Source organism: Streptomyces zagrosensis (genome assembly GCF_014203645.1).
GTDB classification, from domain to species: Bacteria; Actinomycetota; Actinomycetes; order Streptomycetales; family Streptomycetaceae; genus Streptomyces; species Streptomyces zagrosensis.
Genome location: NZ_JACHJL010000003.1, coordinates 416,749 through 438,551, shown reverse-complemented (window position 1 = coordinate 438,551; position 21,803 = coordinate 416,749). Strand labels below are relative to the sequence as shown.

Annotated in this window: 15 protein-coding genes; 3 read left to right on the top strand and 12 right to left on the bottom strand. The window is 70.0% G+C overall.

Going from position 1 to position 21,803, the window contains the following annotated elements; translation table 11 throughout:
- Positions 1 to 74 precede the first annotated feature (74 nt).
- From FHS42_RS08690 to FHS42_RS08680, 3 genes are all read right to left on the bottom strand, one after another.
- The gene (locus FHS42_RS08690; RefSeq protein WP_184570507.1) at positions 75 to 1,442 is read right to left on the bottom strand and encodes a quaternary amine ABC transporter ATP-binding protein; all 1,368 of its coding nucleotides are present in this window, start codon (positions 1,440 to 1,442) and stop codon (positions 75 to 77) included.
- A complete protein-coding gene (locus tag FHS42_RS08685) occupies positions 1,442 to 2,983 on the bottom strand; it encodes a GMC family oxidoreductase (protein WP_184570505.1) in 1,542 nt (513 codons plus the stop codon). Before FHS42_RS08685 ends, FHS42_RS08690 begins: the two co-directional genes overlap by 1 nt.
- 259 nt (positions 2,984 to 3,242) lie before the next feature.
- Positions 3,243 to 4,745, bottom strand: coding sequence for an aldehyde dehydrogenase family protein (locus FHS42_RS08680; protein ID WP_184570503.1), 1,503 nt, complete (start codon positions 4,743 to 4,745; stop codon positions 3,243 to 3,245).
- 206 nt (positions 4,746 to 4,951) lie between these two features.
- On the opposite strand from FHS42_RS08680, the gene FHS42_RS08675 reads away from it, so the two are divergent.
- Positions 4,952 to 5,731: a hypothetical protein gene (locus tag FHS42_RS08675; protein ID WP_184570501.1), complete on the top strand. Its 780-nt coding sequence runs from the start codon at positions 4,952 to 4,954 to the stop codon at positions 5,729 to 5,731.
- Between the two features lie 667 nt (positions 5,732 to 6,398).
- The gene (locus FHS42_RS08670; RefSeq protein WP_184570499.1) at positions 6,399 to 7,082 is read left to right on the top strand and encodes a hypothetical protein; all 684 of its coding nucleotides are present in this window, start codon (positions 6,399 to 6,401) and stop codon (positions 7,080 to 7,082) included.
- Between the two features lie 200 nt (positions 7,083 to 7,282).
- On the opposite strand, the gene FHS42_RS08665 is transcribed toward FHS42_RS08670, so the two are convergent.
- A complete protein-coding gene (locus tag FHS42_RS08665; protein ID WP_221476229.1) occupies positions 7,283 to 8,176 on the bottom strand; it encodes a serine/threonine kinase C-terminal domain-containing protein in 894 nt (297 codons plus the stop codon).
- Positions 8,177 to 8,282: 106 nt separating this feature from the next.
- Here FHS42_RS08665 and FHS42_RS08660 point away from each other — a divergent pair, with 106 nt between their 5' ends.
- A complete protein-coding gene (locus FHS42_RS08660; protein ID WP_184570497.1) occupies positions 8,283 to 9,515 on the top strand; it encodes a metallophosphoesterase in 1,233 nt (410 codons plus the stop codon).
- Positions 9,516 to 9,594: 79 nt separating this feature from the next.
- Here FHS42_RS08660 and FHS42_RS38550 read toward each other — a convergent pair whose 3' ends face one another.
- From FHS42_RS38550 to purN, 8 genes are all read right to left on the bottom strand, one after another.
- Entirely contained in the window at positions 9,595 to 10,209 is a 615-nt protein-coding gene (locus FHS42_RS38550; protein WP_312866776.1) for a hypothetical protein, read from the bottom strand.
- Positions 10,210 to 10,396: 187 nt separating this feature from the next.
- A complete protein-coding gene (locus FHS42_RS08650) occupies positions 10,397 to 12,148 on the bottom strand; it encodes an AbeC-like domain-containing protein (protein ID WP_312866775.1) in 1,752 nt (583 codons plus the stop codon).
- 560 nt (positions 12,149 to 12,708) lie between these two features.
- A complete protein-coding gene (locus FHS42_RS08645; protein ID WP_184570495.1) occupies positions 12,709 to 13,698 on the bottom strand; it encodes a malate dehydrogenase in 990 nt (329 codons plus the stop codon).
- Positions 13,699 to 14,321: 623 nt separating this feature from the next.
- Positions 14,322 to 16,583: a helix-turn-helix domain-containing protein gene (locus tag FHS42_RS38545; RefSeq protein WP_184570493.1), complete on the bottom strand. Its 2,262-nt coding sequence runs from the start codon at positions 16,581 to 16,583 to the stop codon at positions 14,322 to 14,324.
- Between the two features lie 986 nt (positions 16,584 to 17,569).
- On the bottom strand, positions 17,570 to 18,073 hold the full coding sequence (locus tag FHS42_RS08635) for a DUF3017 domain-containing protein (RefSeq protein WP_184570491.1): 504 nt from the start codon (positions 18,071 to 18,073) through the stop codon (positions 17,570 to 17,572).
- Between the two features lie 31 nt (positions 18,074 to 18,104).
- On the bottom strand, positions 18,105 to 18,971 hold the full coding sequence (locus FHS42_RS08630; protein WP_184570489.1) for a bifunctional methylenetetrahydrofolate dehydrogenase/methenyltetrahydrofolate cyclohydrolase: 867 nt from the start codon (positions 18,969 to 18,971) through the stop codon (positions 18,105 to 18,107).
- Between the two features lie 295 nt (positions 18,972 to 19,266).
- Positions 19,267 to 20,832 (bottom strand): bifunctional phosphoribosylaminoimidazolecarboxamide formyltransferase/IMP cyclohydrolase, encoded by a 1,566-nt coding sequence (gene purH, locus FHS42_RS08625; RefSeq protein ID WP_184570487.1) that lies wholly within the window; start codon positions 20,830 to 20,832, stop codon positions 19,267 to 19,269.
- Positions 20,829 to 21,431, bottom strand: coding sequence for a phosphoribosylglycinamide formyltransferase (gene purN, locus FHS42_RS08620; protein WP_184570778.1), 603 nt, complete (start codon positions 21,429 to 21,431; stop codon positions 20,829 to 20,831). Before purN ends, purH begins: the two co-directional genes overlap by 4 nt.
- Positions 21,432 to 21,803: the final 372 nt, after the last annotated feature.

Below are 21,803 nucleotides of genomic sequence, written 5' to 3'. Positions count from 1 at the left end.
GCCGGCGGCAGGGCTGGCAGAACGGGCAGAACGGGCAGAGCTGGCAGGGACAGTACGGGGGCAGCGGGTACGGGTCATGCCGTCACCGCCTCATCGCTGCCGGGCTGCTGCCCGCCGGGCGCGGGTTTGTCGGCACACTCGTCGGGCGCCTCGTTCGCACGCCCGTCCGCGCCCCCGTCCTCCTTCGCGCTCTCCCGCGCGCCCGCGCGCCTTCCCGCGCTCCCGTCCGCGTCCGTACGCTCATCTGGGCTCGGCTGCGGGGCCCGGTCCAGGCCCGCGACCACGTCGAGCAGGCAGGCGTGATCGACCACGCCGAGGCAGCGGCCGGCGTCCATCACCCGGGCCGGGCCACCGGAGCGGGCCACGGCCTCGATGGCCTCGGCCACGGTGGCGCCCGGCGCCAGCGCCGGACCCTGGCCGGCCTCGCCGTCGCGAGCCTGGCGCATCGCGCGGCGCACGGTGAGCACCTGCTCGCGCGGCACATCGCGGACGAAGTCCCGTACATAGTCGTCCGCCGGGGCGCCCACGATGTCCTCGGGCGTGCCCAGTTGCACGATCTCGCCGTCGCGCATGAGCGCGATCCGGCTGCCGAGCCGCAGTGCCTCGCTCAGATCGTGGGTGATGAAGACCATCGTGCGGCCCTCGTCGCGGTGCAGGCGGACGACTTCCTCCTGCATATCGCGCCGGATCAGCGGGTCGAGGGCGCTGAACGGCTCGTCGAACAGCAGCACCTCGGGATCGACCGCGAGCGCGCGGGCCAGCCCCACGCGCTGCTGCTGACCGCCGGACAACTGCCCCGGGCGGCGGTGCTCCATGCCGGAAAGGCCGACCTTGGCCACCATCTCGGCGGCCCTGGCGCGTCGCTGCGCCTTGCGGACGCCTTGGATTTCGAGCCCGTACGCGATGTTGTCGAGCACCGAGCGGTGCGGCAGCAGTCCGAAGTGCTGGAAGACCATGGCGGCACGGTGCCGGCGCAGGTCGCGCAGCCGGGTGCGGTCCATGGCGAGCACGTCCTCACCATCCATGCCGATGCTGCCGCTGGTCGGCTCGATGAGCCGGGTCAGACAACGCACCAAGGTGGACTTTCCGGACCCGGACAGGCCCATCACCACGAACACCTCGCCCTGGTGGACGTCGAAGCTGACGCCGCGAACAGCGGCGGTGCAGCCGGTGCGCTCGCGCAGTTCCGCGGCGGGCAAGTGGGCCTCGGGGCTGCCGGGTATCCGATCGGCCCGCGGCCCGAAGACCTTCCACAACTCGCGTACGGAGAACACCGGAGAGACCGAGGTCGCCGCGGAGGCCGCCGATGCGGGAGGGGTCGAGACGTGCGGGGAGGTGGCTTCGGCCGCCTGGCCTGGTTGCTTCGCGCTCTGCTTTCCGGGCACCTGCGCGGGGGCGGCTGACTGCTGCCCGGGCACCTGCGCGGGGTCGTTGGTGTTCATCACGCCTCACCTCCCGGTGTGCGGGTGCGTACCAGCATTTCGGCGCACTTCTCGCCCACCATCAACACACCGAGCATCGGGTTCACAGCAGGCATCGTCGGGAAGACCGACGCGTCGGCTATGCGCAGATTGCGCAACCCTCGCACGCGCAATTCCGGGTCCACCACGGCGAGTTCGTCGCTGACGGCGCCCATGCGGCAGGTGCCGGCCGGATGGTAGACGGTGTGCGCGACCTTACGTGCGTACTCGCTGATCTCCTCGTCCGATGTGACCTCGGGCCCGGGGCACACCTCCCGCTTGAGCCAACCGGCCAGCGGCTGTTGCTGAGCGACCTGCCTGGCGATCTTGATGCCGTCCACCAGGGTGCGGCCGTCGTAGTCGTCCTCGTCGGTGAAGTAGCGGAAGTCCAGCGCGGGCTTGACGTTCGGGTCGGCGCTGGTGAGGTAGAGACGACCACGGCTGCGCGGCTTGGGGATGTTGGGGGTCATGGACACGCCGTGCTCGGGCTTCTCGTAGCCGAGCCGCTCCGGGTTGTCGGTGAACGGGATTTGGTAGAAGTGGAACATCAGGTCGGGGCCGCGCGAGCCCGGGTCGCGGCGCAGGAACAGGCCGGCGTCCGAGTCCATTGCCGAGTTTTCCGGAATCGGGCCGTCCGTCTCCCACACGATGACCGACTCGGGATGGTCGAGCAGGTTCTCGCCGACGCCCGGCAGATCGTGGGTGACGGGGAGGCCCAGCGCCTCCAGGTCGCCCCGGGGGCCGATACCGGAGTGCATCAGCAGCCGCGGAGTGTCCACCGCGCCGGCGCACACCAACACCTCGCGCGCTGCCTCGATGAGCTGCTGCGCGCCGTCCTTGGTACGGACCCGGACGCCGGTCGCCCGGTCACCATCGAGTTCGACCTGGTACGCCCACGTCTCCAGGAGCAGCGTGAGGTTCGGCCGGTCGCCCGCCTCGATGTGCGGGTGCAGATAGGCGACGGAGGCAGAGGAGCGCTTGTTGTCCTCCGGGTGGTAGGCCAGGTCGAAGAAGCCCACACCCTCGTGGAACGGCGCCTTGTTGAAGCCCTCGATGCGCGGCACGTCCAGGGCTGCCTCGGCGGCGGCGACGAAGTCGCGGGCGATGGCGTTCCGGTCCTTCTCGTCCACGGGCACGATGTTGTTCCGCAGCCGGGAGAAGTACGGGTCCATGGACTCCGCGTCCCACCCGTCGGCCCCGGCCGCGGCCCACTCATCCCAGTCACCCGGCAGCGGCTTGAAGCTGATCAGCGTGTTGTGCGAGGAGCAACCGCCGAGCACCTTGGCGCGGCTGTGCCGGATGTACGAGTTGCCGCGTGGCTGCTCGGTGGTGGGGTAGTCGTAGTCAAGGTCACCGCCGAGCAGGCCGAGCCAACGGCGCAGGGTGAGCACATCGGGGCGGTCGATGTCGGTGGGGCCGCCCTCGATGACGGCGACGGTGACGTCCGGGTCCTCGGTCAGCCGGGACGCGATCACCGAGCCGGCTGTGCCGCCGCCGACGACGACGTAGTCGTATACGGGCATGGGAGGTCGCTCCTTTTGCAAGGTACGTGCGTGAACGTGGGACGTGAGCGGGCAGGTTGCGCACGGGCAGGTTGACGCGCGCCCGTGGGGACGGGCGCCGGACCGCTGCGGCAAGTGTCGGTCCGGCGCGGCAGCCATTGGTCCCGCTACGGCAGATGCCGGCCCGTCGCGCCAAGCGGCAAGCGGCAAGCGCCAAGCGGCAACTCACTTCGGCGGGCGCCGGCCCGCTACGGCAGGCACCGACCCGCCGCGACCGGCGTCAACCCGCGAACCAGCGGACGGGCTGGGGGCTTAGGTTCTGGTAAATGTGCTTGGCCTCGCGGTACTCGGCCAGCCCCGAGGGGCCGAGCTCGCGCCCCACGCCGGACTTGCCGAATCCGCCCCACTCGGCCTGCGGCAGGTAGGGGTGGTAGTCGTTGATCCACACGGTGCCGTGCCGCAGCAGTCCGGCGACCCGACGCGCGCGGCCCGCATCCGAGCTCCACACGGCGCCCGCGAGCCCGTACTCGGTGTCGTTGGCCAGCGCCACCGCCTCATCCTCCGTACGGAAGCTCTCCACGGTGAGGATGGGCCCGAAGGTCTCCTCGCGCACCACGCGCATCTCGCGGTGGCACTGGTCGAGCACGGTGGGGGCGAAGAAGTAGCCGGTGGCCGGGCGGTTCGCGGCGGGCTCGGGCTGGCCGCCGCCGCAGCGCAGGGCCGCGCCCTCGGCGAGCGCGGAGGCCACGTACGCCTGCGTCTTGTCCCACTGCTGCTGGGATACGAGCGGGCCGCACTCGACGCCGTCCTCCGTGCCACGGCCGAGCCTGATCCGCTCGGCGCGACGGGCGAGTTCGGAGACGAAACGATCCCGCACGGACTCCTCGATGATCAGGCGTGCGCCCGCCGAACAGACCTGCCCGCTGTGGATGAACGCCGCGTTCAGCGCCTGGTCCACGGCGGTGTCAAAGCCCTCTTCGGTAGCGCAGGCGTCGGCGAAGACGACGTTGGGGTTCTTGCCGCCTAGTTCGAGGGCGACCTTCTTGACGGTGGGCGCGGCGGCCTGGGCCACCTTCGCCCCACTGGCAAGGCCACCGGTGAAGGAGACGAGGTCCACGTCCGGATGCTCGGACAGCCGCGCGCCCACCGGGTCGCCGGCGCCGGTCACCAGGTTCGCGACACCGGCCGGCAACCCGGCCTCGGCGAGCAGCCGCATCAGGTGGACGGTGGACAACGGGGTGATCTCGCTGGGCTTGATGACGAAGGTGTTGCCCGCGGCCAGCGCCGGGGCGACCTTCCAACTCGCCTGAAGCAGCGGGTAGTTCCACGGGGTGATCAGAGCGCAGACGCCCACCGGTTCGTACACCACCACGCTATGTACCTCGGGGCTGCCCGCGTCCACGACCCGGCCGCCGCTCTCGATCATCACCAGGTCGGCGAAGTAGCGGAAGGCGGCAGTGACGTCATCGACGTCCACCCGGCCCTCCGCCAAGGTCTTGCCGGTGTCCCGGCTCTCGGTCAGCGCGATCGCCTCGCGGTCCCGCTGGAGGAGGTCGGCGACCCGGCGCAGTAGCGCGGCACGCTCGCCGACCGGCGTACGAGGCCAGGGGCCGGAGTCGAAGGCCCGACGAGCCGCGGAGATGGCCGCATCCGCATCCGCAGCATCACTTTCGGCCACCAGCGCGAGGATGGTCGCATCTGCCGGGTCAAGCACCTCGCGTTGGGCGCCAGACATGGCTGCCCGCCACGCTCCGTCAATATGGATGGTCTCGGTCGCCGACACGTTGCCTCTACCTTCCGGTGCACTGAAATGCTTCACTGCTGGTCATGCCAGCAACCGGAACCCCTCCCCGGAGGGCGCGAATGTATGCATCATCATTCAAGGAAAGTGGCTTACATCACTTAATGTAATCAAACTTGAACAGCTTCACCCAGTAAAGAACTGATAAATTCCCTCCCGCAAGACAACCGAGGGGGAGGAATCTCGCCATGACGAGGAAATACGGCATGTTGGCCGCGACGGCGTGTGTGGTCGCGGTGCTGGGTGTCACGGGCTGTGGCAGCGAGGACGGCGACGGCAAGAAAGCAGCGCCCAAGAACGAGTTGGCCGACCTCAGCGCGCAGCAGATATCGGACAAGGCGAAGGACGCCCTCCTCAAGGCCACGTCCCTGCGCATGAAGATGGATCAGGGCAGCGGCGCCCAGGCCCTTCGCATGAACATAGCCCTGGACAACAAGGGCAACTGCAACGGCACCGTGGGCGTGAGCCAGGGTGCTAGTTCCGAGCTCATCAAGGCCGGCGACAAGGTCTGGATGAAGCCGAACGAACAGTTCTGGAAGCAGCCCGACGTCGCGGGCGACAAGGACGGCGCGGCGGCGGCCGAGTTGTTCAAGGGCCGGTACATCTACGGCACCACGTCCGACGAGATGCTCAAGGCCAACGCCGACATGTGCGATCTGTCCGCGATGCAGGCGAGCATGAAATCGGACGACGCCTCCGAGAAGAAGCTCACCAAGGGCGCGCCGATCACGCTCGGCGGCCAACTCATCGTGCCGCTCTCCGGCCCGGGCGAGGCCTCCGGCGAGACGCAGACCATCTATGTCGCCGCCACCGGTACCCCGTACCCGCTGAAGATCGTCACCAAGGGCGGCAGCGAGCCCGGCACGGTGGAGTTGAGCGAGTACGAGAAGCCGGTGTCCACGACGCCGCCGCCCAAGGACCAGGTCATCGACGTGGCAAAGCTGGAAGAGCAGTTCGCAGCGAAGTAACCCCGCGCGCACCCCTGCCCTTTGCCTCTTCGCGCCCGCGCTGCTCCTACGGAACGGCTGCGAAACGTCTGCGGACACCGTCTACGGGCAGCGCCACGTGGAGCGCCTGCGGGCATCGCTCCGCACGGCCGCGCTTCTTCCAGCGGCGCCCCGGGCGCCGATGCACTGCTCACGACCGCGCTTGCTGAGCGACCCGCCGCTCGCCGACGCGCCTCCATGGCCTGACCCGTCGCATCACTACGGGCCAGGCCATCGGTGTCTTAGCGACGGGCCCGGGCCCTGCGGGGCTGCCAGTCCGAGTCGGCAACTGGCAGCGGGCCGGGGTCGCCGCCGTCGCGGGTGCGATCGTCGGCGCGTCGGTCCCGTACCCCAACTGCGCGGAAACGTTCCACCGTTAGTCACACCAGCAACACAAACCTCTCCCCGAACAGTGCGAAGGTCGGCGCTACCGCCCATGGAAAGCGATCATCCTCATCCGCGTGGCCAGATTTACCCTGCTTTGCCTAGCAAATTGCTGTTAAATTCCCCTAGTTGATCAATTAAGGGATGGGGCCTCGTGATGACGAGGAAGTGCGGCGTGCTCGCTGCGATGGCATGTGCGGTTGCGGCGTTAGCAGTCGCCGGCTGTGGCTTGGGAAGGGGGGATGGTGACAGCTGGGCCCACTCGGTGCCGAAGCCCAGGAACGAGTTGGCCGACCTGACCGCACAGCAGATTTACGACACGTCGATCGATGTGCTCCGCAAAGCCGTATCCCTGCGCGTGAAGACGAGCGAGACGACCGGCACCACGACCCTGCGGACCGACCTAACCCGCGGCAGCGGTGGCGACTGCGTCGGCACCATCGACGACGGCCGGGGAGCCCAAATGCGAGTGATCGAAGTTGGCGAACAGCTCTGGGTGAAGCCGAACGAGCAGTACTGGAAGTCGCGCGAGCGCTCGGGCACAAGCGGCGGCGCCGTGGCCGAGTTGTTCAAGGGCCGCTATCTCTACGGCCATAAGGATCACAAGATGTTGGCGCCCTTCGCCGAGTGGTGCAGCCTTTCGTCCCTGAAAACCGGCATGACGTCACAGGACGGCCCGATCGGACATCTGGCCAAGGGCGAGCCGACACACATCGATGGCCAACTCGTCGTGCCGATCATCGATTCGGGCGCCAATGCCGACGAGAAGGTCACCGTGTACGTCTCGGCCACCGGCACGCCGTATCCGCTGAAGATCGTCGAAGAGGGCGGCGGTATGTCCGGCACAGCGGAGATGAGCGACTACGGGAAGCCCGTATCCCCCACGCCGCCACCTTCGGACCAGGCCCTCGACGTAGCCAAGATCGAGAAAGCGTTCGAGAAGGTGTAACCCTCGCGTGCTCGTCGGGCACCCTCCTGGTGGCCGTGTCCCCGGTCAGCGCCCGCGCGCCACCGAACCCCTACGGCCTGGCCCGTCGCACCGCCCCGGGCCAGGCCGTAGGCGTACCTCGGGGCGGGGGTGGTGGGGCTGGAGTGCGCGACCTCCGAGCCGCGGGCGAGACACCCGGATGCCCGTCAAACCAAGGGAGTTCAGCCCGTGACGCAGTGCCCTTCGGGGCAAAATGACTCGAAGGTCGTACGCAGCTGGTCCACCTGCTCCGGCCAGGCGGACGCCGGGCCCATGACCAAGATGGCGTACTGGTTGCCGTCTTCGGCCGTGAACGCCCGGTCGATGACGCGGCGCGGCCCGGCCGTGTCGCTCACGTACCCGTACTCAAGTTCCGCGTCGGCGCCAGCGGGGAGGGTGCCGCCGCCGGGGTCCGCACTTCCGAGTGCGGTGCCGCCCACTGTCGAGCCGACGCGCTCTAGTCGGTACCGCTGATAGGAGTCGCGCTCCTTGCTCAGGGAGCGCTCCGTCTCCGCCAACGCCTCCAGCGGGGTCGGCGTGTTGGCGGACGGCGGCAGTGCGAAGACCTGGATGAGGGCAGACTCGTCGGGCGATGTGTAGAAGACACCGTTGGAGCGTTTCTCCCGCTCCCAGCCGTCGGGCACATAGGCCCCGAAACCCTCCGGGTCGCGCGTCTCCTTGTACCCAACGGGCGGCGTCTGCGCGCTAGGTGAGGCGGTCGGAGCAGTGGGGATGTCCGTACCGCCCGTGCCGTTCACACCGGCGGAGTCCGTGGAGCCACCCGGCCAAGTGTCACTCAATGACGCCTGCGGGCTCTGCTGGTCCACCGACTCCGAGGTACTCGCGCCACCCGCCTTTCCACCCCCCTTGCCGTCGTCACCATCACTCACCAGTTGCCACACGCCCACCCCGATGCCACCGATCACCACGACGGCCAGGGCCGCGACCAGGGCCGCGCCACGGTTCGGGTCGGGCGGCCGAACAGCTCGGCGTACCGGGGTCACGGGCTCCGTACCGGGGCCGACCCAGCGTTGTGCGGCCTCGTCCCACCGCGGCCCCCCGTTCTGACCGGTCATCTCCACCACCTCATCTCGTACGTGCCTACGGCACAGACCGCAGACCTTCACACGGTGTTCGTCGGACCTCCACCAGCGCGCAGAAGTTACCTGCGAGAAACCTGACATGTGCGATGACGAATACACCCCACCGCGCCCCGACCTCACCGAGAGGCAGTGGCTGGACCTCGATGGCGGCATCACCACCACCGGCCGGCCGGCACCGGCACCCGTCACCGGAGGCAGCACGGGAGGCGTGGGAACGGGCGTGGGCCGGCGCACCATGCTGGGCGGCGCGGTGGCCGGGGCCGCCGCGCTGGCCCTGCTGCCGCAGGCGGCACGGGCGGCGAGCGGCGCTCCCGTCCAAAAATTCCCGCTCCCCACCAGGCCGGGGCCGCAGGGCTCGTACACGGTGCTGGTCACCGGCGACGCGGGCACCGGCAACGAGGCGCAGTACGCCGTGGCCAAGGCGGCCAAGCAGGTGTGCCACACCGAGGGCGTCGGGCTGGCCATCGGCCTGGGTGACAACCTCTATGAGAACGGACCCGAGTCCGCACACGATGACGAGTTCGACACCAAGTTCGAACGGCCCAACGCCGGCATCGACGTACCGTGGCTGATGGTCCTCGGGAACCACGACTGCTCCGGACTCATCCCCGGCAGCGGCGGTGACCCCTCGCGCGGCGACCGCGAAGTGGCGTACGCGACGACGTCCCGCCGCTGGCACATGCCCGCCCGCTACTACTCGGCCGCGCTGCCCGCGGGGAGCAGCGGCAAGGCTGCGCCCGTGGTGGAGTTCTTCGCACTGGACACCAACCCAGTCGCCTCGACCGTCACCCAGCTCGACCCGTACTTCCGGTGGGACGGCCCGTACATGCGTGAGCAACGCCGTTGGTTGGACTCGGCACTCACCGCATCCCGCGCCACCTGGAAGATCGTCATCGGCCACCACCCGTATGTGAACAACGGCAAGCACGGCAGCGCGGGCTCCTACGACGGCTTCACGATCGGCCACTACACCAGCGGCGTGCACCTGAAAGAGCTGTACGAGGAGGTGGTGTGCGGCCGGGCCGACCTCATTCTGTCCGGGCACGACCACACCCAGCAGATCCTGGAGCCCACCAAGCGCTCCCGGGGCACCCGACAGATCGTGAGCGGGGCCGCGGGCAAGAAGGGCGACGGCGCGGCGCACGACAACCACCCAGCGCGCTGGCAGGACTTCTCCCAGCACGGCTTCATGGTGCTCAAGGCGTCCACGGGCAGGCTGACCGTTGACGCCTACACCGTTGATGTGGCTCGTGCCACCGCCCACCGTGCGCACAGCTTCACCTCCTCCACAGCGCTTGGCAACCGCTCCTGACGCCGTTCCTGACGTCACGTCAGGTCACGGCATCGCGAGCGCCGGTCCCAGCCCGCGGGGACCTTGCTCGGCCTCGCGATCAGCCCCCGATGAGTGGTCCAATCGCCTGGCCGACCGCCACCCCGGAGGCCAGCATGCCGATGCTGGCACTGGCGTCCTGAAGCAGCGTCCGCAACCTGGCGAGCCGGCCGGGACTGGCCTGCCCGGTGCGCTGGATCTCGTCCTGGGCGCCGGACAGTTCATCGGCGAGCGCCACGGTCTGGGAACTTGGCACGACTCGCGCCAGGTCCTCCCCGAGCTGCTGGATCGCCTCGGAGAGCCGCTCGTACGCCGGGTCGCGGGGCGTCGCCTCGTGCCGGACGGTCTCGATGTGGTGGTGGTTGCCGATGCCCACGGCGCTGTTGTGCACATTGCCGAGCCGGATGGAGCCGGTTCGCCAACCGCTCCCGGTGCCTGCGTCCGCGCTGGCGCTCCCTGCATCACCCGAGCCGGTGTCGCCCGAGCCGGTGTTGTGCGAGTCGGTGTTGTGCGAGTCGGTGCCTTCCACGTCGTTGCCTTCCGCGTCGGTGCCGTCTGAACCGCTGTTGTCCACGCTGTTGCCATCCGAACCGCCGTCATCCGTGGCGCTGTGGGCCGTGCCTCCGTTGTCCCGTACCGCTGTCATCCACGTCAGTGCCGCCCGAACCGCCGTCATCCGTGACGCTGCTGTCCGAACCGCTGGTCCGAACTCGCCGCGGTCCAAACCGCTGCCATCCGATCGTCACCTTTCGCGGCGTTGCTCGCACGCAATCCGTCAGCACCGCCCGGGTCGCCGCGGCCCCGATCCTCGTCGCCAGGGTTGCGGTTGGCACGTGATCGCCGGGGCCCGTGCCGTCCCCGCGTCAGCCGGTCGCATTGCCGTCCCCTCCTGCGCCGCCACCCAGACCCACGCCGGGGGCGGGCCTGACGTTGCTGATCGTGTGGTTGTCGCCGATGCCGATGGCGCTGTCGCGCGCCGACTCGATGAAGACGCCGCCCCCGCTGACGTTGATGACCTTCTGCTCGAACTCGCCGGTCTGCCAGCCCGCCTCCGCGAGCGCCTGCCGGACGCCGCCCGCCACCCGGTCCTCCACGCTTTTGAGGTAGCGGCTGACGTCCATCTCCTGGAAGCGGGAAGCGCTCTGGTCGCTGCCCAGTTCCCGCACCGACGCCCATGGCCCATCCGGCACCGCCCGGTCATAGGCCCCGACATATATCCGCCAGGCGAACGCGACCTGGCGGAACGGATAGAGCAACGCCCGGCCCGCCGCCGCTGGCATCTCCAGGAAGGCCGAGACCACCCTGCCGGCAGCCCGGCTGCGCCGGGCGGAGTCCGCGATGCGGTCAATGGCGCGGAAGGCGGGACGGATCGGGCGCAGCACGTGCGGCGCGAACTCCAGCATCAGCATGCCGCCTTGGGTGTGCACCCGCACGAAGACGGTGACCACAACCTCCTCGCGCCAGGCTCCGACGCGGATGCGGAGGAAATGCCGGCGGGTCTCACCGCCTTCCTCGACGGCCTCGGCCTGTTGGCGCGTGAACTCCCCCGGCCCGTAGGGCGCGGCCGACCGCTGCCGCAACCCCTCGGCCTGTACAAACACACACTCATCAAGCTCCAGGCCGCGCAACCGGTCGCGCACTTCGACGGGGAGGTGTGGCGGCCCCTGAGCCGCGGGCACCCGCAGCTTGGTCACCAGTGGTGCGACCTTCTCCAGCACGACACGGTTGTCGAGCCGCGTCTGCTCCTGCCCCTCCCGTGGCCGCAGTTGGACTGCCAGGGTCCAGGGCTCGTACGGGCTGCCCGCGCCGAGAAACGGATGCTGCGCGTGGTACATGATCAGCGGCGAGTGCTGTTCCCGGTTGACGAGGTCCCGCACGCGCCGAAACCGTGTGCCCTCGTACTGCTCGGCCACATCCGGCTCCGGCCTGGCGAACGTCTCGGGGGACAGTTCCACCGTGAGCGCGCCGATGACCTGGTGGCGCCGGTACAGAATCACTCCGGCCATCGCCAGCGGGACCACCAGGCCGGCCCAACCCTCGTAGAGCCGCACACCACCGCTCGCGCCGACCATGCCGACCATGCCGATGCCGGGATCAACCGTCCGTTCGCCCATGGCGGTCACGCCGATGAGCATGATCGCGTACAGCACGAGCAGCATGCCGCTGAACAGCCACAAGATGATCGTTATCCGGCGGCGCCGCTCTTGGGTGGCGTCGGCACCGGGATAGTCCGTCTTCACCGGCCCGTAGGAGCGTCCTCCAGCCCACGAGGCACAGGCCACCAGGACACAGGCGAGCAGAAAGAGGGCGCCGAGCAACGGGGTGGCGAGGAGCAGGGCCAGCCACAGCACAACGAGCAGCAGCGCCGCGCCCGACTCCATCCTGCGGGCCCGCAGCGCATGTGCCAGGACTCGGGATGCGTCGATGCCGAGCGAGGGCGCCACGACCCGCTCCTCGTGGACGTACAACTCCTGCACGATGGCGTCCCGGAAGGCGTCGTCCAGGTAGGTGCCGGCGCACAGCAGCCGAGTGGCCTCGCTGTCCGCGTAGCCCGCGCGCCGGGGCGCCCGGCCGCCGGGCGAGCCGGGCAACTGGGGCCCGCGGGGATCGGGCACGGGCGCCCCGGTGGTACGGGTGGCGGGGTGCGCTGCACCGGCCAGGGGTGCTGCCGCGGGGGAGGCCCCACTCGGCGACGGGGAGGCCGCACCTGGCGGTGAGGTGGTCGCAGTGGCCGTGGAGTTGGACTGATCCGGCTCGGGTGGGCCACTGACGGGGCCGGACGATGGTGAGCGAGGTGGTGGTGCCGTCGCATGCGCACGTGGGCAGTTGTCCTGATTCATGCGTCCCCCCGAGGATTGCGTGAATTGCCTTCACCGTAAGGGAAACTGACGCACCGCCACAGTCAGCGAACAAACCTGTGGATAACTTCGCCATCTCTTCCCGGATGGCCAGACGTTCATATGACGAAAGGCCGTTCCCCGGTGCGTGACCGGGGAACGGCCTTTCGGTTCTCGCTCAGGTCAGCCCCCGCTGGGGCTCATCCTCCGCTTACCGCATCGGGCAGCACAGCCCCTGTTCATCTCGTGCGCAACGGCACGGGACGAGATGGCAGATGGCCGGTGACGCATGGCACGTGACGGTAGGCGAGTGGCGAGTGGTGCGCATGGTGTCGGACTTAGAGCAGGCCGAGACCGCGCACGGCCTCGCGCTCCTCTTCCAGCTCCTTGACCGACGCGTCGATACGGGTCCGCGAGAAGTCGTTGATCTCCAGGCCCTGCACGATCTCGTACGTACCGTCCTTCGTGGTGACCGGGAAGGAGGAGATGAGCCCCTCGGGCACGCCGTACGAACCGTCCGAGGGAATGCCCATGGAGGTCCAGTTGCCATCGGCGGTGCCGTTGACCCAGGTGTGGACGTGGTCAATGGCAGCGTTGGCGGCCGAAGCGGCCGAGGACGCGCCACGGGCCTCGATGATCGCTGCGCCGCGCTTGGCCACGGTCGGAATGAAGGTGTCGGCCAGCCACTGCTCGTCGCTCACGGCCTCAGCGGCGTTCTTGCCCGCGACCTCGGCGTGGAAGATGTCCGGGTACTGGGTCGCCGAGTGGTTGCCCCAGATGGTGAGCTTGCGGATCTCGCTGACCGGCACGCCGGTCTTCTGCGCAAGCTGCGAGATGGCGCGGTTGTGGTCGAGGCGCGTCATTGCGGTGAAGCGCTCACGCGGGACGTCGGGCGCGGCGGCCTGGGCGATCAGCGCGTTGGTGTTGGCCGGGTTGCCCACGACCAAGACCTTGATGTCGTCCGCGGCGTGCGCGTTGATGGCCGCGCCCTGCGGCTTGAAGATGCCGCCGTTCGCCTCCAACAGGTCACCGCGCTCCATGCCCTTGGTGCGCGGGCGGGCGCCGACGAGGAGGGCGACGTTGGCGCCATCGAAAGCCACGTTCGGGTCATCGGAGATGTCGATGCCCCGCAGCAGCGGGAAGGCGCAGTCGTCCAGCTCCATGGCGGTGCCCTCGGCAGCCTTGAGGCCCTGCGGGATCTCCAGGAGGCGAAGCTTGACCGGCACATCCGCGCCGAGAAGGTGACCGGAAGCGATACGGAAGAGCAGCGCGTAGCCGATCTGGCCGGCCGCGCCGGTAACGGTGACATTGACGGGAGTGCGGGTCATGGCGATCTCCTGCTGCGAGCTAGCGGTGGGTGTCCCTGCCCATTTTCCGAGGTCTCTTGGTATCGAGAGACACGGCGTCAGGCTATCCGACGCGGCGTACGCCTATTCCGCGACCCGGTATGTCCCACCTCACCGGCCGCGCGACGACTGGCCCCGCCTGCCCAAAGGCGTCGGTTCGGCACATCGGTGGGATGACGGTCGGCATCTGACCGGGCTGGGTCCACTGCGCGGCAAGGACGCGTGGCGCAGGGCGCGGTTCGGCTCACGGACGGGGGCCGGCGCGGGCGCCGCGCCGGGCGGCTGGGCGGCTGGGCGGCTGGGCGGCTGGGCGGCTGCCGACCCTCGGCGCCGGCACCGCGCTCCTGGTCGCGGCGTGGCCCGCGGCGGCCGTTCACGCCCAGGAGGGAAGCGCGAACGGCCGCCTGCGACCTTGCCGTACCCGTGGGGGGTTAACAGTCGCCTGCCCAGCTTCGGCGTGCGCATGCTCTGCGGTTTCACACCATCACCGAACGGTCACTGGCCCTACGCATTCCCCCTACGGATCGGGGCAAATGGGCCAACTAGCCGTTCCGCTGGGCCGCTGGGCCGCTGTCAAGACTGCCCACACTGATCACCGACGCTCGTCAGCGGCGAGTGCACCCGTGCTCACCAGATGCCCGCGTCACACAGGCCGTGGCCAGCGTCCCGGGCTGCACGGTCACCATGGCGGTGTAGGCGTCACCATCCGCATCCACCGTCTGGGTACGCTCCGGGGCCCGCGTCGCCCCCTTCTTCGTTCCCGTCACGCTCACCTCATCATCCGCACCCGCTCGGGCGATCCGGGCCCAGGCCGCGCCACACACCTTGCTGTAGCGGACCTCCACATACGCGGTGCCGACGACGGCGTCCGCGGTCGTGCTCGCATGCGAGCCGCTACACCCCATCGCCTCCGGGTCCTTGCCGTTGCACGCCGCCCCCGTGCACTTCACACCCGCTGGCAGTTTCACGCTCGGCGACGGTGTAGGACCGTGGCCCTTCGCCTGGTCATCACCGCCGCGCAGGTCGAGGATCACCACCACGGCCGCGACGATGAGCAGCGTGCTCACGACGCCCGCCGCGAATATCGCCAGCCGATGCCACCGCCCACCCGTCGCGACGGGCGAGGCGGGCCCTGCGGTCACCGCGGAGCCAGCCGCGGCAGGGCCGGCCGTGGCGGAGCCGGGCCCACCACGACCCATCGGCCCGCCGGCCCAGGTTCCCGGGGCCGAGGCACCGGGCACGGCCGATGCGGCTGGTTCTAATGGTTCTGATGACTCGGATGATGCGGCTGTTGCCTGCGCCGGTGGTGCCCCCTGCGAGCCGGTGGTGGCGGTGGTGGCAGTGGCATCGGTTGGCTTGTACGGAAACGTCACGCGCTCCGGCGGCACGTACGGACGTGGCTTCCGCGGCAGGCGCGTGCCGGGGGCGGTGGACGGTGGTATGACCGGGCTCGGCGTCGGCATCACGAGGTTGCGCGGCCAGGCCAACCGGGGTCGCGGCGGCGCCTCGTCGTCCTCGTACGGCATGGCGTTCAGATCGGGCAACCCACTGGCCCCAACCAGCCATGCGGGCCGCTCGGCTGACGAGCCAACGGCCGAACCTCGCGCACCGTTGCCCACTGCCCGCCCGCCCGAGGTGTCGCTCTCGGCAGTCGGCCCACCCAACGCGAGGTGGTCAGGTGCGAGGGGGTCGGGGGCGGCCTCATGCCCGGGGTGGGCCACGTCCGCCCCGTCACCCGGCTCAGCACGTCCTCCCGGCTCACCGGTCTCGTCCGGCGCCCCACTCCCGTCCGGCGCATTCCACTCTCCTGCCGCAACCGGCTCCTCCGGCTCGGCTTTGCCCTCGGGTACCGCCTGGTTGCCCGACAGCGCAGCGTGCTTGTCGAGCACTGGCCACTTGCCCGGTGCCCCGCGCCTGTTCGGGATGCTCTTCTTGTTCGGCCTACGCTGTCCGGCCGATGTACCCTTCCCTGCCGTAACGCCTGGCCCGTCCGAGTCAGTCCCCGCGCCCGTATCCGTGCCTATGCCCGTGCCCGTGCCCGTATCTGCGTCCGCGCCCGTGCGCGTACCCGTACGCCCATCCATGCCTGTACCGCACCCTGCCGTTTCCGTGCCCACATCTGTACCCATGCGCTTCGTCGCGCCCGCTTTCGTACCACTGCTCACCACGCCCGCGCCGGGCCCCGGCTCACCGGGCTCGGCTGCGCCTGGGCCGGCTCCCGCCTTGGTTCCGTTCTTGGTTCCGGCTCCGGTTCCGGCTCCGGTTCCGGCTCCGGCTTCGGCTCCGGCTCCGGCTCCGGCTTCGATTCCGTTTCCAGGCCCTGTGCCAGTTCCGGCTCCCGGCTCGGTCGCGGACGCGACTGCGGTTTCCGGCGCGGTTCCGGTCGCGGTTCCGCTTGACACGGTTGAGCCGGTCGCGGGTCCGCTCGGACGGGGGCCTGCCGGGGGCGGAATGGCCCTGCGTGTCGGCGCCTTCGGGCGGCGTACCGGGCCCCGTAGGCCCCAGAGCCGCTTCTTGGTAGATCTGGCCGTCATGCCGAAGATGGCCCGCGCTCGCGCCACACGGATCGCCTCAACCGTGACGTCGTACTGCATCTCGGACCGGCTCCAGGCGCGTTCGGCCAACTCCCACAGCATGGCCAGCTGATCGGCGTCGGCTCCGGTTACTCCGGCCAACGCCTCCGCTGCGCTCCAGGGCGGCAGCAGTCTGCCGTTGAGATAGCGCTCCCACGACGGTTTGCCGTAGCCGGTGCGGTCGGCGAGCGTGGCCATGTCCAGCTCGCCGCCTTCCACGAGTAGGCGCAACCGTTCGACGAACTCGCGCACTTGCGGATCGAGTTCCTCCGGAAGCTCCCTCCAGCGAGGCATCGTTCCCCCTATCCCCCGACATCCATCGTCTGGCCCGCTCCGCCGTCTCGTCCCCACCGAGACACCTGCGGCCCCTGTCCATCCACCCTGCGCAGGCCGTAGGCCCTCCCTGCGCAGGCTGTTCTTAAGAATGACAGTTCCCGGATACAGGGCGCATCGGAGCGGCGCAGGTCGGACCGCTTCGCGTACGACATCAGTTGGCCCTGCCCGCCCAGGACCGGACGACGCTCCCCCACCCGCGCCTCATCCGCCACGCCCTGCGCCTCTTTCCCCACCGCCGGCCCCCGCGCCGCCCCTCGTACCCGCCCGCCCCACACCGCCGGCCTCCCCCATCCACCGGTAACCGCGCCCCCGCGCGCCACGCACCCACGCACCCACGCACCCACGCACCCACGCACCCACGCACCCACGCACCCACGCACCCACGCGACGGTCGCCTCTCCGCGCTCACGCGCCCGCCCGTGCTCGCGCCGCCCGTCACCCCGGCCGGAAAACGCCAGCTTGGAGCGGTCTCGTTGCATAACTGCAACGCCGTACCGGAACAGTCACCTCTGGGCCACAGCCCGCATCCTGCGCTTGATCCACCCCGGCTCTGCGGTGATGCTCGTACACAGTTCGGATCGCGTACCGGGAACAAACCCGCGCTCCAGTGCGACACCAGCGTGAGACCACGACATCAGCGCGACACTGCTGTGCCGCGCGTCAGTGGCCGTCACTTTCGTGGCGCCAGCGAGCGTTGGCCCGGGCGCAACGAACGGCGGCTTGTCCTCCTACGGGGGTGGGGGGCGAGCTGCCGTCACACTGCGGCCTCGTACGCCCTGGCACGTCAGCTCAACTCCACGGCGATCTCAGCCCAGCGGCTCTCAGCCCATCAGCGATGCGGACCTCAGAACGCCACCTCAGACCGCTCCGTCTCAGGCCCGACAGACAGACCCGACGGCCCCGACAGCCTCAGCGGGCCCGGCAGCCTAGCGCCCGAGCCCGCCTCAGCGGACCGTGAAGTGGACCACGTCTTCCAGGAACGGGAGCTCAAGCCATGGGTCCGGCTGCGTCATCATCGACAGCAGCACGATCAGGGTGCCGAGCAGCCCGTACGTCACCATGTCGGTGAAGCGTGACCGCACCGCGAGCATCCCCACAGACGGCAGCATCCAGCGCAGCACGGCCCCGAGCAGCAGCGAGAAGCCGATCACCAGGGTGCCGGCTCGGTGCTCGTCGAGGGCGACGATCAGCAGCCCCGCACCGACCCCGGCCATGACCGTGAGCAGCGGCCACTGCCGGGCGGGCGCCGGCGCCCGACCACCCGCCGCTCGGCCACCGCCTTCGGGCCGGGCGGTGTCTCTGGTGATCGACGGAAAGCGGCGTGAGCCGCGCCCCGAGCCGGAGTGACGCTGCGCCTGCGTCCCGGCCCGCGGCCCCGGTTGCGGTTCCGACATGGCCACGGCCGCGGCCGGCCCCGTGCCACCTTCACCGCTCGCGTGCACGCTCATGGCTGACCGCCCCTCTCTCCGGCTTCCCGGCTCAGCCCTGCGCTCCGGTCGCCGCGCGTTCGGCGGCTTCGACAACGTTAACGAGGAGTTGGGCCCTGGTCATCGGCCCGACGCCGCCCGGGTTCGGGGAGAGCCAGCCGGCGACCTCGGCGACGCCGGGGGCCACATCTCCGACGATCTTGCCCTCGCCGTCCCGGCTCACGCCCACATCGAGCACCGCAGCGCCCGGCTTGACGTCCTCCGGCTTGATGAGGTGGCCCACGCCCGCAGCCGCCACGATGATGTCGGCCTGACGTAGAGCAGCCGACAGATCGCGGGTGCCGGTGTGGCACAGGGTGACGGTCGCGTTCTCGGACTTACGGGTCAGCAGCAGGCCAATCGAGCGGCCAACGGTGATGCCGCGCCCGACGACGACGACATGCGCGCCGTTGATCTCCACCCCGTGATGCCGCAGGAGCTGGATGATCCCGTACGGCGTGCAGGGCAGCGGGCCGCTCTCGCCGAGCACGAGACGGCCCAGGCTCATCGGGTGCAGCCCATCGGCATCCTTGAGCGGGTCCATCAGCTCAAGGACCCGATTAGTGTCAATGCCCTTGGGCAGCGGCAACTGCACGATGTAGCCCGTGCACTCCGGGTTCTCGTTGAGCTCCCGTACGACCGCCTCGATCTCCTCTTGGGTGGCGGTGTCCGGCAGTTCGCGCTGGATGGAGGCGATGCCCACCTGCGCGCAGTCGCGGTGCTTGCCCGCCACGTACCACTTGCTGCCGGGGTCATCGCCCACCAGCAGGGTCCCTAGGCCGGGCTGGAGCCCCTTGGCCTGGAGCGCCTTCACACGGGCGACGAGGGCGGACTTGATCGCGGCGGCGGTGGCCTTGCCATCGAGAATCTGGGCGGTCATGGACCCATCCTCCTGGATAAGCGGAGTTCGGTTCTCCCCAGGGTCCGGCACGCGGCCGGACGGCGGGAGCTGAACCCGATGCGGGCTATGGATTTCGGCGAACGCGGGTACGTGGTCGGCGAGCGTGCGGCGAGCTGACGGGGTCGGGAGCTGACTGGGGCGGGAGCTGACGGGGCAACGCGTCGGGCCCAGCGGCCCCGCGGGGCCCGACGTAACCCGCCCGCAGCCCCGAAGGCTCGACGGCGGCCGGCCGGGCCCAGCGGCAAGTGACCGAAGCTCAGGGGAGAGCCGACACTCAGTGGAAGAAGTGGCGCGTGCCCGTGAAGTACATGGTGACGCCCGCCGCCTTCGCGGCTTCGATGACCAGTTCGTCGCGGACCGAACCGCCCGGCTGCACGACGGCCTTGACCCCAGCCGCAGTCAGCACCTCAAGGCCATCGGGGAACGGGAAGAACGCGTCCGACGCCGCGTACGCGCCCGCCGCCCGCTCCTCACCCGCCCGCTGCACCGCGAGCCGCGCCGAGTCCACCCGGTTGACCTGCCCCATGCCCACGCCGACCGTTGCGCCGCCCTTGGCCAGCAAGATGGCGTTGGACTTCACCGCGCGGCACGCGCGCCAGGCGAACGCCAACTCGGCGAGCCCGGCCGCATCCAGCGCCTCGCCGGTGGCCAGCGTCCAGTTGGCCGGGGCGTCGCCAGCGGCCTGGAAGACGTCCTTGAGCTGGGCGAGGCCGCCACCGTCGATCGGACGGAACTCCGCGGGGGTGCTGGGCGCATCCGGGCAGCGCAGCACGCGGATGTTCTTCTTCTTGGCCAGTGCCTCGACCGCGCCCTCTTCGTAGCTCGGCGCGACGATGACCTCGGTGAAGATCTCGGCGACCTGCTCGGCCATCGCCCGCGTGACCGGCTGGTTGACCGCGATCACGCCGCCGAAGGCGGAGAGCGGGTCACAGGCGTGCGCCTTGCGGTGCGCCTCAGCGACATCCGCGCCCACGGCGATGCCGCACGGGTTGGCGTGCTTGATGATCGCCACGCACGCCTGGTCCACGCCGTGATCGTAGGCGGCGCGGCGGGCGGCGTCGGTGTCCACGTAGTTGTTGTACGACATCTCCTTGCCGTGCAACTGCTCGGCCTCGGCGAGACCACCGCACCCGCCGGTGTACAGCGCGGCGGCCTGGTGCGGGTTCTCGCCGTAGCGCAGCACGTTCTTACGCTCGTACGTGACGCCGATGAAGCCGGGGAACTCCGCGCCGTCGGACGCGTAATCGGCGGCGAACCAACCCGCCACCGCCGTGTCGTACGCGGCGGTGTGCTGGAACGCCTCGGCGGCCAGCCGCTTGCGCACACTGAGGTCGAAGCCGCCATCGGCCGCGGCGGCCAACACCTGCGGGTAGCGGTCCGGGTTGACGACCACGGCCACTGACGGATGGTTCTTGGCGGCGGCGCGCACCATGGACGGGCCACCGATGTCGATCTGCTCCACGCACTCGTCCGGGGCCGCGCCAGAGGCGACGGTCTCCTCGAACGGATACAGGTTCACGATCACCAGCTCAAACGGCTCGACGCCCAGCTCCGCGAGCTGCTCGCGGTGCGCTTCGAGGCGCTGGTCGGCGAGGATGCCCGCGTGCACGCGGGGGTGCAGCGTCTTCACGCGCCCGTCGAGACACTCCGGAAACCCGGTCAGCTCCTCCACCTTGGTCACCGGCACTCCTGCCGCGGCGATCTTTGCGGCCGTCGAGCCGGTCGAGACGAGTTGGACGCCCGCCGCGTGCAGGCCGCGTGCCAACTCCTCAAGCCCTGTCTTGTCGTAGACGCTGACCAGCGCGCGGCGAATGGGCCGCTTCGTACCTTCGACGGTCACGGAATTCTTACCTTTCGTCCCTCAATGCGGTAGCCGTTACGGGCCAAACGCCCCACGACATCGACGAGCAACCTGCGCTCAACTTCCTTGATCCGCTCATGTAGAGCGGCTCCCCCGTCGTCATCGTCCTCATCCCGGACCTCGACCACGCCCTGGGCGATGATCGGGCCGGTGTCCACCCCGTCATCAACGAAGTGGACGGTGCAGCCGGTCACCTTCGCTCCGTACGCGAGCGCGTCGCGCACCCCGTGGGCGCCCGGAAAGCTCGGCAGGAGAGCGGGGTGCGTGTTGATGAGCCGCCCCCCGAAGCGGGCCAGAAATTCCTTGCCCACGATCTTCATAAAGCCCGCCGAGACGATCAAATCGGGCTCGTACGCGGCGGTAGCGGCTGTCAGCGCCAGGTCCCACTCCGCCCGGGTCGGATGGTCCTTCACTCGGCATACGAACACGGGCAGCCCGGCGCGCTCGGCGCGCTCAAGCCCAACGATCCCGCCCCGATCCGCACCCACGGCCACCACCTCGGCGCCATATCCGGAGGGGTCGGCGGCGATGGCGTCGAGGAGCGCTTGCAGGTTCGTACCGGAGCCAGAAACCAGCACGACGAGCCGCGCGGGGCGCTGCCCGGGGCGCCGTTCAACGGTGTGCGCTGTGTTGGCGACGGCGTGCGCTGTAGTGGCGACGGCGCGCGCGGCGGGTGTGACGTTGTGCGCTGTGGACGTGCGTCCCGCGGGGGCGTCGCTGGCCTCGTGCCTCGCGCCCCCTTCGACGCCCTCGTGCCCTGCCTTGCCCACGGCACCTGTCCGACCTGCGGCGTGTGCCCGACCTCCGCGATCGGCGCTGGGGCTGGCGGAAGCGTCGGAGACATCGGAAGCATCGGGGGCGTCGGACGCACCGAGGGCACCGGGGGCAGAGCCACCGGGAGCGGAAGCGCCAGCGCGGGCGGTGCCGGTCTGAGCGGCGCCGGCTGAGGC